Origin of the sequence: Lentzea sp. NPDC051208 (assembly GCF_040682435.1) — a bacterium.
Classification (GTDB): Bacteria; Actinomycetota; Actinomycetes; order Mycobacteriales; family Pseudonocardiaceae; genus Lentzea; species Lentzea kristufekii.
This window is the reverse complement of the sequence record NZ_JBFBAW010000038.1, coordinates 38,455-51,589: the sequence shown is the minus strand read 5'-3', so window position 1 is coordinate 51,589 and position 13,135 is coordinate 38,455. Positions and strand designations below refer to the sequence as shown.

Genomic DNA, 13,135 nt, shown 5'->3' with positions numbered 1-13,135 from the left:
CCTCGTCATCGGACAGCAGCAACTCAGGCAGCTTCGGGTTCGGCATGCCACCGAACCCTACGCCTGCACACGAATTAATGAATCAGGACACTAGGGGCATGTCAGGTGGCCAGGAAGTCCGGTTCCCGGCATCCGGTGAACTGGGCCCTGTGCCGGGCAGGGACCTTCGGCCCGGCGCGGACGTGCCACGGGCCCCTCTTCCGGGTGTCGCCGGATACCTAGCTTCGAACGCATGACGGCAACCATCGCCCTGTCCGGCGTGCGGATGGTCTCGACCTGGCCGCTTCGACCGGCCTGGTCACGTTGCGGCACAGGGACATCGGCGCAACAGGCCGTCGATTCTCACAAGGAGCACTGATGAAGAACGCAGGACAGCAGGAGATCGCCAACGTCGTGGTCGAGGCCGGTGATCCGACAGCACGGGAATACGCGCACGACCGGATCGCACCGCTCGCCAGGTTCGCGCCCGAACTGACGAACTACGCACACGTTCGCATCGTCAACGCCGGCCCGCGCACCATCGAGGTGCACGCGAACCTCGATGTCAACGGCACACCGGTGGTGGCGCAGGCAGAGGCGGGAACGGCCACCGAGGCGATCGACGCCGTCCGGGACCACCTGCACCGCCAGTTGGTGAAGATGCACAACTGAACACTCAACGCGCCGCGACGAGCCACTGGGCGGTCTCGCGCACCTTGTGCGGCGCCTGCTGAACCGTGAGGTCGATGCAGAGCGGACCGCTGTGGAAGAGCCACAGCGGCCCGCTCTTCTCGTTCCGTGTCAGCAGTCTGACTCACATCCGCAGCGTTCTCGACGGTCACCTCGTACGAGGCGGAGCGGTTCCGGACCACGATCGCTTCAGCGATCTCCTTGGTAGCAAGAGCCTCTCTCGTGCAGGCGACGAGGATCTCAGTCATACCCACACCCATCGGCCGGTCATGCAGGGACGGACAGGGCCCTTGGGCTCAGCTGTGACGGGCCGCCGGTTACTCGTGCTGGGTGTGTTCACGGATGAGGCTGGTTGTCAGAGGAGGTAGTGATGACAACCTTGCCCGCCGGTGATCCGGTACAGGTGCACGCGAGGCGCGACTCCGGCCTGAGCCGCTGGCTTTGGTTGGTGAAGTGGTTCCTCGCGATCCCGCACTACGTGGTGCTCGCGTTCCTGTGGCTCGGGTTCGTGGTGTTCAGTGCGGTGGCCTTCTTCGCGATCCTGTTCACCGGCCGGTACCCCCGAGTCCTGTTCGACTACAACGTCGGCGTGCTGCGGTGGACCTGGCGCGTCGCCTACTACGCCTACGGTGCGTTGGCGACGGACAGGTACCCACCATTCAGCCTCCGCCCCGAGCCTGACTATCCCGCGACGCTCGACATCGCCTACCCCGAGAAGCTCTCTCGTGGGCTGGTGCTGGTGAAGTGGTGGCTGCTCGCCATTCCGCACTACATCATCGTCGGGGTGTTCCTCGGCGGCGGTAGCTATGTCGCTTACCAAACGGGCGAGACGGTCTACAACTCCGGCGGAGGTCTCGTCGGCCTCCTGGCGTTGTTCGCCGGCGTCGCTCTGCTGTTCACCGGCCGGTATCCGAAGGGCCTGTTCGACTTCGTCCTCGGCATGGACCGCTGGGCCTTGCGCGTGGCCGCGTATGCGGGCCTGATGACCGATGTCTATCCGCCCTTCCGCTTCGACATGGGTGGCGATGAGCCGGGAACGACGATCGACCAGTCGCCACCTCCCGCTCCTCCGAGCGCCAGTGGCTGGTCGGCGGGAAGGACCGCAGCGGCGATCATCGGCGTGCTGCTCCTCATCACCGGTGCGGCAGTAGGGGGCACTGGTGGGTTCACACTGTGGGCAGACGCGACGCAACGTGACTCCGCCGGTTACCTCAGCACACCACCGCAATCCTTCCACAGCAACGGTTATGCGCTGGAGTTCGGCACCCTGGAGTTGCACCGGGCCGAGGGTGACTGGACGGTCGTGGACCGGTGGCTCGGCGACGTGCGGCTGAAGGCCGCTGAGGACGAGTTCATCGGCATCGGACGCACCGATGAGGTGGCGCGCTATCTGTCCGGTGTGGACCACGATGAGGTCGACATGGCGGACGGCCAGGTCACCTACGTCCACCGAGACGGTGCAGCCGCGCCTGCTCCTGGGAACGAGACGTTCTGGGCCGCCTCGGGCGTCGGCACGGTGAGCTGGCATCCGGAAGCCGGCAGCTGGAGCGCCGTCGTGCTCAATGTGGATGGCTCTCGCGCGGTCGACACCGAGCTGACCGCGCAGGCGACCGTGCCAGGCCTGCGACCGCTGTCGATCGGCCTCGCCGTCAGCGGTGCGGTGCTCGCGCTGCTGGGAGCGCTGTTGGTGACCGCAGCCGTACTCGGGGCGCGGAGGCGGTCGTGAGAGTTCTGGTCGGGTACGCGAGTGGAGGCGGCTCCACGGCGAGCATCGCCGAAGCGGTCGCCGCGGCACTGCATGCGCGCGGTCATGAGGTGGTGGCCCGAACCATGGACGAAGTGAGCGACGCGCGAAGCTATGACGCGTACGTTCTGGGAAGTGCTGTGCGTGACCAAGCTTGGCTGCCATTGGGACGGGACTTTCTCGCCGCACAACGGAAGGCGTTGTGCGGCAAGCCCGTCTGGCTGTTCAGCGTCGGTATGCCGGGGGCGCTGAGTGGGCCGTGGCGCAGGTGGGCGAGCCTGGCGGAGGCCGATCTCCTGGCGGGGCTGCTCGACCACGTCGCTCCGATCGACCATCGGCTGTTCACCGGCGTTGTCAGCGCCGAGCGGTTCGGATGGTTCGGGGCGTTGGTGTTCCGTGCCGTCGGTGGCCGGTTCGGCGACTTCCGTGAGTGGCCGGCCATCGAAATGTGGAGTTCCTCGATCGCCGAGGCGCTCTCCGAGATCGAGGCGGCCAGCCGCTGACGAAGCCGGGTCCCGTGCGGTGCCCGGCTTCGTCGTGTGCGCATGTCAGGATTAGTTCTGCAGGTCCAGCAACCGGATCCGGGTGGTCTGCAAGCGGTCGGCCAGCGTTCGGACCATGATCAGCGCGATGCGGTAGCCGAATTCAGGATCGGCGTCGGCCAACTCGCGCAGCCGCACGGCGTCTACCACGAGCGCACGGGTTGGTGTCACGACGGTGGCGCCGAAGTGCCAGCGGTGCGGCGGGACGACCCACGACCAGCCGACCAGTTCGCCGCGGCCGAGGCTCTGCAGCGCCGCGCGACCGCTGGACGGTGTCATTGAGTCGATCATTACGCACCCGCTGAGCACGACCCAGCACCGGTCGGCGATGCCGCCCTCGTCGAACAACCGGTGACCGGACTCGTACGTCTTGACCGTGCTGATGCCCGCCAGCGCCGCACGTGTGCGTGAGGCTTGCGAGCAACGGCAGCTCGTCGAGGGTGACGGCCGCGGTCATGGCATGGTCCGCGCGATGCGGTCGGTGAGGTCCAGCGTGCGGTTGGCGTAGCCCCACTCGTTGTCGTACCAGCCCATCACCTTCACAACCTGTCCCTGCGCCTTGGTGAGCGAGGAGTCGAACACGCACGAGGCCGGGTCACCGATGATGTCCCGCGACACGACTGGTGCGGTGGTGTACCGCAGGATTCCCTTGAGTTGCTGTTCGGCTGCTTCCGCGAACGCTCGGTTGACCTGTTCTGCCGTCGCCGGCTCGGCCAGGCGCACGGTGAGGTCGGTGAGCGAGCCGTCCTCGACGGGCACCCGCACGGCCAGGCCGTCGAGCTTGCCGTCCAGCGCCGGGATCACCTGCCCGATCGCGCGGGCGGCACCGGTGGAGGTCGGGATGATGTTCACCGCGGCGGAGCGGGCCCGGCGCAGATCCTTGTGCGGGCGGTCCAGCAACGCCTGGTCGCCGGTGTAGCTGTGGATGGTCGTCATCAGGCCCTCGACGATGCCGAACGCGTCGTTCAGCACGGCCGCCATCGGGGCGGCGCAGTTGGTGGTGCAGGAGGCGTTCGAGACGATGTGGTGCTTGTCCGCCTCGTAGATGTCGTCGTTGACGCCCAAGACGATCGTGGCGTCGACGTCCTTGCCGGGAGCGGTGATGATCACCTTGCGTGCACCGCGTTCGAGGTGGACGCCTGCAGTTTCACGCGTGCGGAAGCGGCCGGTCGCCTCGATGACGATGTCGACGCCGAGCTGGTCCCAGTTGAGGTCCTGCGGATCTGGCTGAGCGGTCACCAGGATGCTGTGGCCGTCCACGGTGAGGGTGTCGTGTTCGACGGAGACGTGCTTGGTCCACGGGCCGTACGTCGAGTCGTAGGCCAGTAGGTGAGCCAGGGTCTCCGGGCTGGTGATGTCGTTGACGGCGACGATCTCGATCGCGGTGTCGCGCCGGTCGAAGGCGGCGCGCAGGACATCGCGGCCGATTCGGCCGAAACCGTTGATGGCGACTCGGGTGGTCATGGGTGGCCTCCTGCAGATGGGAGACGACCGAAGGGGTACGGCGGCGCGCTTTCGGTTTGATCGTGACGATCTGTGTCGCACGCCGCCGCCGTTCTCCAGCGTCCTCAATGGTGTTTCGGGGCAACAGGGAGTTACGACTCGACTGAGCGGTCCCTTCTGATCTGGTGCTGAAGCCTCTGCCGCAACAACAGACGCCGTTCGGCCGATCCGATCGCCGCTCTGGCGGCGGGAACCGCGTCAGGGTTGACTGAGATCGAGGTGATGCCGAACTCGACGAGTTTCTCGGCGAACTCCGGTTTGTTGGAGGGTGCCTGCCCGCACAGCGACGAGGTGATGCCGGCGTCACGGGCAGCGCCGACGATGCGGCCGATCATGTCGAGCACGGCGGGGTCGGATTCGTCGAACAGGTCCGCGCACAGCTCGGAGTCGCGGTCGACGCCGAGCATCAGCTGGGTGAGGTCGTTGCTGCCGATGGAGACGCCGTCGATGCCGGACCGCGCGTACTCGGGAATCCAGTACGCCACGGAGGGAACCTCGGCCATGACCCAGCGGTGCAGGCCGCGGTGGCGGCCGAGCGGGCTGCGGTCGATCTGCTCCAGGCAGGCTTCGAGCTCCCACTTGGTGCGCACGAACGGGATCATCAGGTGCAGGTTCGGCGTCTGCTCTCGCACGCGGGCAAGGGCTTCGAGCTCCAGACCGAACAACATCGGGTCGTCGACGTACCGGAAGCAGCCGCGGTAACCGATCATCGGGTTGTGCTCGTGCTTCTCGAACTCTTCGCCGCCCTTGAGTTCGCGGAACTCGTTGGTGCGGAAGTCCATCGTCCGGTAGACGACAGGACGTGGCGCGAACGCGTGGGTGATCTGGAGCAACGATGACGTCATGGCGTTGATGAAGTCATCGGGGCCGCGTTGGGCGAGGAACCGGCGCGGGTGTTCGGCACCCAGCGCTTCGGTGAGCATGAACTCCGCCCGCAGCAGCCCGACACCGTCGACCGGCATCGCGGCGACCTCGGCAGCGTGCTCGGGCAGCGCGAGGTTCACGTACACACGCGTGCCGAGGGCTTCGGTGGACGGCATGGCGGGCGCGACGATGCGCGGCGCGGTCGTGATCGGCGCGGACCCGGCGCGCACCTCGCCAGTGCTGCCGTCGACGGTGACCTGCTGGCCTTCTTTCAGCACTGTGGTGGCCGAACCGGTGCCGACCACACAGGGCACTCGCAGTTCGCGGGCGACGATGGCGGCGTGACAGGTGATGCCGCCGCCGTCGGTGACGACCGCAGACGCGCGGCGCATGGTGGGTACCCAGTCGGGATTGGTCATCTCGGCGACCAGCACCTCACCGTCGCGCAACCGGCCACCTTCGTCAGGGGAGCGCAGCACGCGCACGCGGCCGGAGGCGATGCCCGGTGAGGCGGCCAGGCCAGCGACCAGGGGGCCTGAGGCAGGCACCGTTTCGTCCGGCAACGTCGTGATCGGCCGGGACTGCACAAGCCAGGTCTTGCCGTCGGCGATGGCCCACTCGGTGTCCTGGGGTTCGCCGTAGTGGCGCTGTACGCGCATGCCCAACTGGCCGATCGCGATGGCCTCAGCCTCGGTGAGCACCTGCGCGTGCGACTCTTCGGGGGTGAGCACGATGCGCTCGTCGTTGCCGTTCGCGCCCCGCACGATCTTGTGCGTCTTGCGACCAACCCTCGTGTCGACGAGGGAGACTGCGTCGCCGTTGCGACGCAACACGTACGTGTCAGGTTCGACCTGCCCGCTGACCACCACCTCGCCGAGCCCGAACGATGCCTCGACGAGCAGCTTGTCCCGGTCGCCGGTCGAAGGGTCGGCGGTGAACATGACGCCGGAGCGCTCGGAGTTCACCATTCTCTGCACCACTACGGCGATCGCGGGCTCATCGGTGATGCCCTGCTCCGCGCGGTAGGCGATCGAACGGGTGCCGAACAACGACACCCAGCAGTCCAGCAGCCGGTCCAGCAGCGCGTGTGCGCCTCGGGTGTTGGTGAACGTCGCGTTCATCCCCGCGAAGGACGAACCGGCGGTGTCCTCGGAGGTCGCCGAGGACCGGACCGCCACGGACTCGTCGTTGCCCAGGCCGCGGTATGCCTCCAGCACCGCGTGCCGCACGTTGTCGGAGATCCCCACCTTGCGCACCAGGTCCCGCATCCGTTCGGCGCACTCCTCCAGCCGCTGCGGCGAGGTACCGCGGTCGAGCGCGATCCTGAGCTCCGCGGCGAGGTCGTCGCGAACCTGGCTCATGGACGTCAGGAACGCCTCGGCGGTCACGACGAAGCCGGGAGGCACAGGAAGTCCGGCGCGCGTGAGTTCGCCGAGGTTGGCGCCCTTGCCACCGGCGACAGAGGTGTCGTTCTTGCCGAGTGCAGTGAAGTCGCGGATGTAGGTGGTCACTTCTGCTCCTGGTCGCGGAGGAGGTCGATGACGGGTCGGCGGGGTGTGGCGGGCAGCGGGTCGGCGTTGAACGCGGCCCAGCCGACGCGGATCACCAGCTGCGGGCAGGCGGCGCCGCCGAGAACCTCGTCGCGCACCAGTTCCCTGGTCTCGACGACTTCGAGCGGCTGGCTGAGCGGGCAGGTCGCGAGGCCTGCGGCGGTGGCTTCCAGCAGCACCGCGCTGGTCGCTTCGCCCGCACGGAGCCGGGACAGGTCGTCGTCGGACGACGTGCTCAGCACCAGCAGGGTGCCTGCGCCCTCGTCGAGCACGGTGCGGCCGCCCTGCAGCAAGGAGCCGGGCGCGAACTCGCGCATTCGGAGGTCGCCGTACTGGTGGGAGCCCACGGGGATGTTCGCGGCGGGGACACCGGCCGACGCACCGGGGTAGACGCCGCTCCACTGCCGGATCTCGGCCTGGTACGCGGGGTCGGCTTCCTGGACGGCGGCGGCCTTGCCGATCGCGATCAGAAGTTCGTCGTGCGCCTTGCCGGTGATGACATGGGCGTCCACTCCTTCGGCGCGAGCGGTCACCACGAGCTGCTGGAGGATCTCGTCAGGGGCGGGCCAGGAGGAGAACGCACGTCGATCGGTACGCCTGCGGGGAATCGCGGCGGCAAGTGCAACGTGCGACTCCCGCGGTTCCATCGTTTCGAACTCGATCGCGGCCAGGTGGTCGGGCAGGGCGGGGTTGGGCAGACGGTGGACCTTCGCGCGCCAGCCGAGCGCCGCGAGACCGACCCGCAGGTGGTGCAACGCGGCTCCGCAGCTCACGACCAGGTCGGCGCCCTGGGGATCGGTCGCAGGCAGTGTGCGCGTGCGATCGGCGTACAGGTGCAGGCTGCGCGTACCCACTTCCCAGCGCCATGGCTGGGAGTTGTGCACCGACGGCGCCCGTCCGGCGAGTGCCACCGCCGCTCGCACCGTCGTCTCGTCCGGTTGACCGCGGTCCATCCCGCTCACCTCCACGTAGAAGTCCTGTTCTGAAACTCGCAGCACGGGCGTCTGCGGGTGAGGGGCCTACGTCCTGGCTTGACCGGGACCGGCGTCACTCACCGCAGCATCAACGGACCCGCGTGCTGCTCCTCAGCGACCGGAACCAACACAACCGGGCACAGCGCGTGCCGCAGGCAGAAGGAGGTGACGGAGCTGAACACCAGCAGATCTCGCTTGTGATGGCCGGTTCCGCCCACGACAAGGCACGGTGCGTGCTTCGACAGCTCCACGAGGGCCGGACCTGGAGTGCCGTGCGGCGTCTGCAACTCCACCTGCACTCCGTCCGCCTCTGGACCCAGCGATTCGAGAGCTGCCCGCAGATCCTCCTTGTGAGCCGCGTCGAAACCCAGCTGACACACGCTCACAGCGAGCACAGAGGTGTTGGTGCGCCTGGCTTCCCGCACTGCCCAGGACAGTGCGGCGCGGGCGGCAGGTGACTTGTCGATCCCGACGACGATGCGTGACTTTTCGCTCATGACTCCAGCGTGCTGGCGACGTGCGCTCGGGTTCAGGGTCCTTGGGTCCTGTCACCATGGGTCAGAACGCCCGGCTCATCCGCGCCCTTGGCAGGTGTCTGACCGCTGCGCCGCCGACGAGGCTTGGTCACAGACGGACCGAGGATTGCCGGAGGGTGTCATGCGTGAACCGACAGTCGCCTCGTTGATGACACGTGAGGTGATCACCGCAGACGTCGAGTGCCCGTTCAAGGACCTCGTGCAGCTGCTGCAGGACAACAAGGTCAGTGCCGTGCCCGTGCTGGACGGCGGATATCCGGTCGGCGTCGTCTCCGAAGCCGACCTGATGCCGAAGGAGGAGTTCCGCGGCGGTACCGAGGACGCACCGGGTGTGTTCGCCGGCCGTGCGACGAAGCACCGGTGGGAACAGGCACACGGCGTGACCGCCCGTGACGTGATGACCTCGCCGGTGAAGACCATCGCTCCAGACCTCGCCGCGAGCGCAGCGGCACGAGAACTGGCCACAACAGGTGTGCGCAGGCTCTTCGTCATGGACTCCGACGGCGCGCTCGTCGGCGTGTTGTCCCGCCGCGACCTGCTGAAGCTCTTCGTGCGTGCGGACGAGGAGCTGCGCACGACGATTCGCGACGAGGTCTTCGGCCGGATGCTGTGGATCGACCCCGACCTGGTCCACGTCGCGGTGACCGACGGTGTGGTGACGGTGCTGGGGAGGTTGGAGCGTCAGAGCGAGGTCGAGATCGCCGGACACCTCGTGCGCGCTCTGCCCGGCGTGGTGGACGTGCGGAACCAACTGCGGGCTGGGTGGAACGACACCACGCACGCCCGTCAGACCGAAATCTTCGGCTGAGGAGCGCCATGAGGACTCGAGACGTGATGACGACGGACGTCGTGGTCGTCGAACAGGACACACCTGCGCGTGACGCCGCCCGGCTGATCGCCGAACGCGGCTTCACCGCCCTGCCCGTGGTCGACGCCTCGGGCGCGCTGGTCGGCGTGGTCGGTGAAGCCGATCTGCTGCGGAACCGCCTGCCGCAGGACCCGAGGTGGCTCGTGCACGGCGAACCCGTCGAAGCCAGGCAGGCGCCTGCGGAGGTGGTCGCCCAGGTGATGACGAAGTCCCCGGTGACCGTGAGCCCGAACACCGACCTGGCCGAAGTCGCCGGCCTGATGCTCGATCACGGTGTGCGCAGCGTGCCGGTCGTGCACGAGGGCCACCTCGTGGGCATCGTGACCCGCCGCGACATGCTGCGCTCCATCACCCGCGCGGACTGGGTGGTCGAGGCCGAGATCCACAACCGGCTCGGGATGGTCGGTGGCGCTCAGCGGTGGCAGGTCGCGGTGACCGGCGGCAAGGCGTCCATCGTGGACAAGGGGAACAGCGCCACCGAACGGCACGTGGTCGAGGTGCTGGTCCGCGCGGTCGCAGGCGTGACAGACGTCGAGTTCACCGCCGAACCCGCACGTGCGGGCAGTTGACGGTGGCAGGGAGCTGAGGGACAGCAGAGGGCGTCGGCGAGGACCTCACACAGGTCCTGGCGGCGGCTGATCGAGCAGCGCGGCGACCTCACCGGGGTGTGCGGCCGGGCTCGTGGTCCTGATCCCGTTGCTCCACCCGAGGTCCTCACGCCAGCGCAGCACCGGACCGCGTCCGGTGATCACCTGGCCGCGCATCGGACTTGCCGGGGTGAGTTCCAGCACCACCTGGGCGACGTCGATGCCTTCGCGGGCAAGGGCGTCCACGACGCTGTCGAAGTACCGGGCGAGCGAGACGGGCGTGCGTCTGTCGCGGGTCTGGTGCACCGCAAGCCTCCTGAGGGCCGTGGGAACCCACGCATCCTGCGTGGCTCGGAGCAGCCGCCCCAGGGCACAACGTCCCGACGTGGCAGGGACCGCGTGCCGATGGCCGGTGTCGGTCCGCGAGCCGGGATGAACTCCATCGCCGGGCAAGGCGTATGCCTCTGCAGGGCGTCGTGCACCGTGGCGCCGGTGTCTTCGGGCCATCGAAGGAGGAGCACGGATGAATCCCGCCGCTCACATCGCCTTCCGCGTCGCCGGCGCGTTCGTGGCGCTCGGACTGGGCGGAGCGTTGATCGCCGCGATCGTCGGCCTGGTCCTGTCGAACGTGGGACCCGCGGCGGGCTCGACCCTCTCCCTCTGTTCCCGGGACGGCGTCGCTCCGGCCGGTGGGACGGACTACTTCGCCCAGAACAACGTGTGGAACGCCGAAACGCCCCAGTGCATCACCGTGGGGGACCAGTCGTTGCGGATCGAGAGCGCCGAGCACGACGTGTCGCCGGACGGCGCTCCCGCGGCCACCCCGTCCTTGGTCAGGGGGTGTCACTGGCAGGAGTGCACCGATGTCGGCGGCCTGCCGGTGCAGGTGTCGGCGATGCCTCGTGTCACCAGCGACTGGGTCAGCAGCCAGGTCGACGCCGGGGTCTTCAACGCCGCCTACGTGGTGTGGTTCCACACCGGACCTGTCGCCGAGGGCACGCCGGACGGTGCGGAGATGGTGATCTGGCTCCGCGGCGTCGGCGGTGTCCGGCCAGGCGGGGTTCTGCTGGCCCGCGAGGTGCCGATCTCGGACGCCCGGTGGAACGTGTGGCTGGCACGTGACCAGGGCCGTGTGCGCATCACCTACGAACGCGTCGGTGAGGCCACCACCGTCAAGGACCTCGACATCAGCGCGTTCACCGGGGACTCCGTCGGACGAGGCGTGGTCTCGCCGGACTGGTACCTGATCGCGGTCGAGGCCGGGTTCAACCTGTGGCGCGGAGGTGCGGGCAACGCGATCGAGAACTTCTCCGTCTCCGTGGACGGCCGGAAGCCCGGGAGGTGACCGACGTGGAGAACCAGGTCGGCACTCGGCCGGAGCTAGGCGAGGTGCCCGTCGGGCCGCACGAGTCCCGCGTCGGTGCGCACGTGACCGCCGGCGCGCAGTCGTGTGAAGAGCGTGCCGCCGTCCGGTAGCCGCTGGTCACGCACACGCCTGCCGGTGGCGTAGGCGACGTCGAGGCCGGACAGCCGTTCGGCGAGCACCTTGGACATGTCCGGCGCGGACGCGATCAGGTCGCTGACGACCGCGCGCAACGCCTGCCCTTCGGCCGAGTACGCCGTCACCAAAGCGGTCTGGGCCCTGGTGTGCCGGAGCAGATCGGCGCCCACCGGGTGCCGTTCGGAGTGGTAGGTGTCGAGCAGCGCGTCGTCCGCGCGGCTGGTGACGACGGCGGCGAGTTTCCAGCCGAGGTTGTGCGCGTCCTGGATGCCGACGTTCATGCCGACCCCGCCGGTCGGGAAGTGCATGTGCGCGGCGTCTCCCGCCAGCAGGACGGGACCGGACCGGTAGGTGGCGGCCTGCCGGGTGGCGTTTCCGAAGCGCGACAACCACTTCGGGTCGCGCATGCCGAAGTCGGTACCGGCGATCACCTCGACGGTGGCGCGCAGCTCGTCCAGCGTCAGGTCACCGGGCCATCCGGGACGGTTCGTGGCCGGGTCGCCGCCGACGATCCGGTGCACGCCACCCGGCAGCGGCACGATCATCAGGCCACCGGCGGGGCCCGTGACGCTCGCGAACCCGCGCTCGGGCGGGGCGTCGAGGACGACGTCGCCCAGCCACCCCCACGTCGTGGCGTCGGTGCCGGGGAAGTCGATGCCCGCGGCTTCCCGCACGGTGCTGCGCGTGCCGTCGCAGCCGACCACGTAGCGCCCGGCGACGATCTCGCCATCAGCCAGTTCGACCCCTTCAGGGCACAGGCCCACCACCCGGCAACTCCGTCTCACCGCCGCGCCCGTGCCGACGGCGCGCTGTTCGAGCAGTTCCTCGGTGCGAGCCTGGGGCAATGCCAGCGTGAACGGGTACGGCGTGTCCAGCACGGAGAAGTCCATGCGGTCGGGCAGCCCGCCGAAGTGCCCGTTCGGGATCCGGACGCCCTCCGCCAGGAACGGCTTTGCCACTCCCCGGCAGTCGAGGATCTCGATCGTGCGGGGGTGGATCGTGAGCGCCTTGGAGTTCTCGTCCCGCCGGGGCCGCGTTTCCAGCACCACGACCGAGGCCCCTCCCAGCCGCAGCTCTCCTGCCAGCCAGAGCCCGGTCGGCCCCGCGCCCACGATGACGACGTCGTGCATGACTCTCTCCCTTGGTCACTGACCAATGCTTTGTCGTCGAGTAGACTAGGTCAGTGACCAAGAGTCAAGCGGACGTGGTGCGGGCCGCGCTGGAGATCCTCGACGAGCGCGGCGCCGAGGCGGTGTCGATGCGCGCCATCGCGCAGAAGCTCGACGTGCGGATGAACACCGTCCTCTGGCACGTCAAGACCAAGGCGCGGCTGGAAGAGCTGATGGCCGACGCGATCGTCGCCGGCGTCTCCCTCGACGGCCTGCCGGAGGACTGGCGCGACCGGGCCGCCGAGATCGCGCGCCGCTATCGGCAGGCGCTGCTGGCGCACCGCGACGGCGCCGCTGTCGTGGCGGGCACCTACGCGGCGGAACCGGCCACATTGGACACGGCGGAAGCGCTCGTCGCCGCACTGCTGGACGGCGGACTGACCGCGCGCGATGCCGCGTGGACGTGCTGGAGCGTCATCTACTTCGTCCTCGGCCTGGCGCAGGAGGAGCAGGCGCAACCCCACGGCTCGGGCGATCTCGCCGTCGGGGAACGGCCGTCACTGCAGCGCGTTCTTCCCTTCCTCGCCGAGGAGTCGTTCGACGCGCGGTTCGAGTTCGGGATCGCCAAGCTGCTTGCCCGATGAGATCAGCGCGACCACTTCCGCGCACCTGGCCACATGTTCATATC

The 13,135-nt window shown here is 68.6% G+C and carries 15 protein-coding genes; 8 read left to right on the top strand and 7 right to left on the bottom strand.

Going from position 1 to position 13,135, the window contains the following annotated elements:
- Positions 1 to 232: 232 nt before the first annotated feature.
- From AB0M48_RS44895 to AB0M48_RS44880, 4 genes are all read left to right on the top strand, one after another.
- Positions 233 to 358 (top strand): hypothetical protein, encoded by a 126-nt coding sequence (locus AB0M48_RS44895; RefSeq protein WP_363855301.1) that lies wholly within the window; start codon positions 233 to 235, stop codon positions 356 to 358.
- Positions 358 to 651, top strand: a complete 294-nt coding sequence (locus AB0M48_RS44890; RefSeq protein ID WP_363855298.1) for an HPF/RaiA family ribosome-associated protein — start codon at positions 358 to 360, stop codon at positions 649 to 651. Before AB0M48_RS44895 ends, AB0M48_RS44890 begins: the two co-directional genes overlap by 1 nt.
- A 388-nt stretch (positions 652 to 1,039) precedes the next feature.
- Positions 1,040 to 2,395 carry a DUF4389 domain-containing protein gene (locus AB0M48_RS44885; protein ID WP_363855295.1) on the top strand — a complete coding sequence of 452 codons (1,356 nt, stop codon included), beginning with the start codon at positions 1,040 to 1,042 and terminating at the stop codon, positions 2,393 to 2,395.
- A complete protein-coding gene (locus tag AB0M48_RS44880) occupies positions 2,392 to 2,916 on the top strand; it encodes a flavodoxin domain-containing protein (protein WP_363855292.1) in 525 nt (174 codons plus the stop codon). Before AB0M48_RS44885 ends, AB0M48_RS44880 begins: the two co-directional genes overlap by 4 nt.
- A 51-nt stretch (positions 2,917 to 2,967) precedes the next feature.
- Here AB0M48_RS44880 and AB0M48_RS44875 read toward each other — a convergent pair whose 3' ends face one another.
- The 5 genes from AB0M48_RS44875 to AB0M48_RS44855 all read right to left on the bottom strand — a co-directional run bounded on the left by AB0M48_RS44875 (position 2,968) and on the right by AB0M48_RS44855 (position 8,343).
- Complete coding sequence (locus AB0M48_RS44875; protein WP_363855307.1) at positions 2,968 to 3,339, bottom strand: Crp/Fnr family transcriptional regulator; 372 nt, start codon at positions 3,337 to 3,339, stop codon at positions 2,968 to 2,970.
- Positions 3,340 to 3,408: 69 nt separating this feature from the next.
- Positions 3,409 to 4,419 (bottom strand): type I glyceraldehyde-3-phosphate dehydrogenase, encoded by a 1,011-nt coding sequence (gene gap / locus AB0M48_RS44870; protein WP_363855289.1) that lies wholly within the window; start codon positions 4,417 to 4,419, stop codon positions 3,409 to 3,411.
- A gap of 131 nt (positions 4,420 to 4,550) precedes the next feature.
- Positions 4,551 to 6,833 (bottom strand): phosphoenolpyruvate synthase, encoded by a 2,283-nt coding sequence (ppsA, locus tag AB0M48_RS44865; RefSeq protein WP_363855286.1) that lies wholly within the window; start codon positions 6,831 to 6,833, stop codon positions 4,551 to 4,553.
- Entirely contained in the window at positions 6,830 to 7,825 is a 996-nt protein-coding gene (locus tag AB0M48_RS44860) for a nitroreductase family protein (protein WP_363855283.1), read from the bottom strand. The genes ppsA and AB0M48_RS44860 overlap by 4 nt, the downstream gene beginning before the upstream one ends.
- A 98-nt stretch (positions 7,826 to 7,923) precedes the next feature.
- Entirely contained in the window at positions 7,924 to 8,343 is a 420-nt protein-coding gene (locus AB0M48_RS44855; RefSeq protein WP_363855280.1) for a universal stress protein, read from the bottom strand.
- A 160-nt stretch (positions 8,344 to 8,503) separates the two neighbouring features.
- Here AB0M48_RS44855 and AB0M48_RS44850 point away from each other — a divergent pair, with 160 nt between their 5' ends.
- Together AB0M48_RS44850 and AB0M48_RS44845 are read left to right on the top strand one after the other, a co-directional pair.
- The gene (locus tag AB0M48_RS44850; protein ID WP_363855277.1) at positions 8,504 to 9,190 is read left to right on the top strand and encodes a CBS domain-containing protein; all 687 of its coding nucleotides are present in this window, start codon (positions 8,504 to 8,506) and stop codon (positions 9,188 to 9,190) included.
- 8 nt (positions 9,191 to 9,198) lie between these two features.
- Positions 9,199 to 9,819 carry a CBS domain-containing protein gene (locus AB0M48_RS44845; RefSeq protein WP_363855274.1) on the top strand — a complete coding sequence of 207 codons (621 nt, stop codon included), beginning with the start codon at positions 9,199 to 9,201 and terminating at the stop codon, positions 9,817 to 9,819.
- A 45-nt stretch (positions 9,820 to 9,864) separates the two neighbouring features.
- Here the strand turns inward: AB0M48_RS44845 and AB0M48_RS44840 are convergent, their stop codons facing one another.
- Positions 9,865 to 10,143, bottom strand: coding sequence for a hypothetical protein (locus tag AB0M48_RS44840; protein WP_363855271.1), 279 nt, complete (start codon positions 10,141 to 10,143; stop codon positions 9,865 to 9,867).
- Positions 10,144 to 10,360: 217 nt separating this feature from the next.
- Between AB0M48_RS44840 and AB0M48_RS44835 the strand changes: the two genes are divergently transcribed.
- Positions 10,361 to 11,182 carry a hypothetical protein gene (locus AB0M48_RS44835; protein WP_363855268.1) on the top strand — a complete coding sequence of 274 codons (822 nt, stop codon included), beginning with the start codon at positions 10,361 to 10,363 and terminating at the stop codon, positions 11,180 to 11,182.
- Between the two features lie 35 nt (positions 11,183 to 11,217).
- Here AB0M48_RS44835 and AB0M48_RS44830 read toward each other — a convergent pair whose 3' ends face one another.
- Complete coding sequence (locus tag AB0M48_RS44830; protein ID WP_363855265.1) at positions 11,218 to 12,468, bottom strand: FAD-dependent monooxygenase; 1,251 nt, start codon at positions 12,466 to 12,468, stop codon at positions 11,218 to 11,220.
- A 53-nt stretch (positions 12,469 to 12,521) separates the two neighbouring features.
- Here AB0M48_RS44830 and AB0M48_RS44825 point away from each other — a divergent pair, with 53 nt between their 5' ends.
- Complete coding sequence (locus AB0M48_RS44825; RefSeq protein WP_363855262.1) at positions 12,522 to 13,091, top strand: TetR/AcrR family transcriptional regulator C-terminal domain-containing protein; 570 nt, start codon at positions 12,522 to 12,524, stop codon at positions 13,089 to 13,091.
- Positions 13,092 to 13,135 lie beyond the last annotated feature (44 nt).

Excerpts from the sequence above, each read along its gene's own strand:
- AB0M48_RS44895 (WP_363855301.1), top strand. The coding sequence starts at position 233 with ATGACGGCAACCATCGCCCTGTCCGGCGTGCGGATGGTCTCGACCTGG.
- AB0M48_RS44890 (WP_363855298.1), top strand. The coding sequence starts at position 358 with ATGAAGAACGCAGGACAGCAGGAGATCGCCAACGTCGTGGTCGAGGCC.
- AB0M48_RS44885 (WP_363855295.1), top strand. The coding sequence starts at position 1,040 with ATGACAACCTTGCCCGCCGGTGATCCGGTACAGGTGCACGCGAGGCGC.
- gap (WP_363855289.1), bottom strand. The coding sequence starts at position 4,419 with ATGACCACCCGAGTCGCCATCAACGGTTTCGGCCGAATCGGCCGCGAT.
- AB0M48_RS44860 (WP_363855283.1), bottom strand. The coding sequence starts at position 7,825 with ATGGACCGCGGTCAACCGGACGAGACGACGGTGCGAGCGGCGGTGGCA.
- AB0M48_RS44855 (WP_363855280.1), bottom strand. The coding sequence starts at position 8,343 with ATGAGCGAAAAGTCACGCATCGTCGTCGGGATCGACAAGTCACCTGCC.
- AB0M48_RS44850 (WP_363855277.1), top strand. The coding sequence starts at position 8,504 with ATGCGTGAACCGACAGTCGCCTCGTTGATGACACGTGAGGTGATCACC.
- AB0M48_RS44845 (WP_363855274.1), top strand. The coding sequence starts at position 9,199 with ATGAGGACTCGAGACGTGATGACGACGGACGTCGTGGTCGTCGAACAG.
- AB0M48_RS44835 (WP_363855268.1), top strand. The coding sequence starts at position 10,361 with ATGAATCCCGCCGCTCACATCGCCTTCCGCGTCGCCGGCGCGTTCGTG.
- AB0M48_RS44830 (WP_363855265.1), bottom strand. The coding sequence starts at position 12,468 with ATGCACGACGTCGTCATCGTGGGCGCGGGGCCGACCGGGCTCTGGCTG.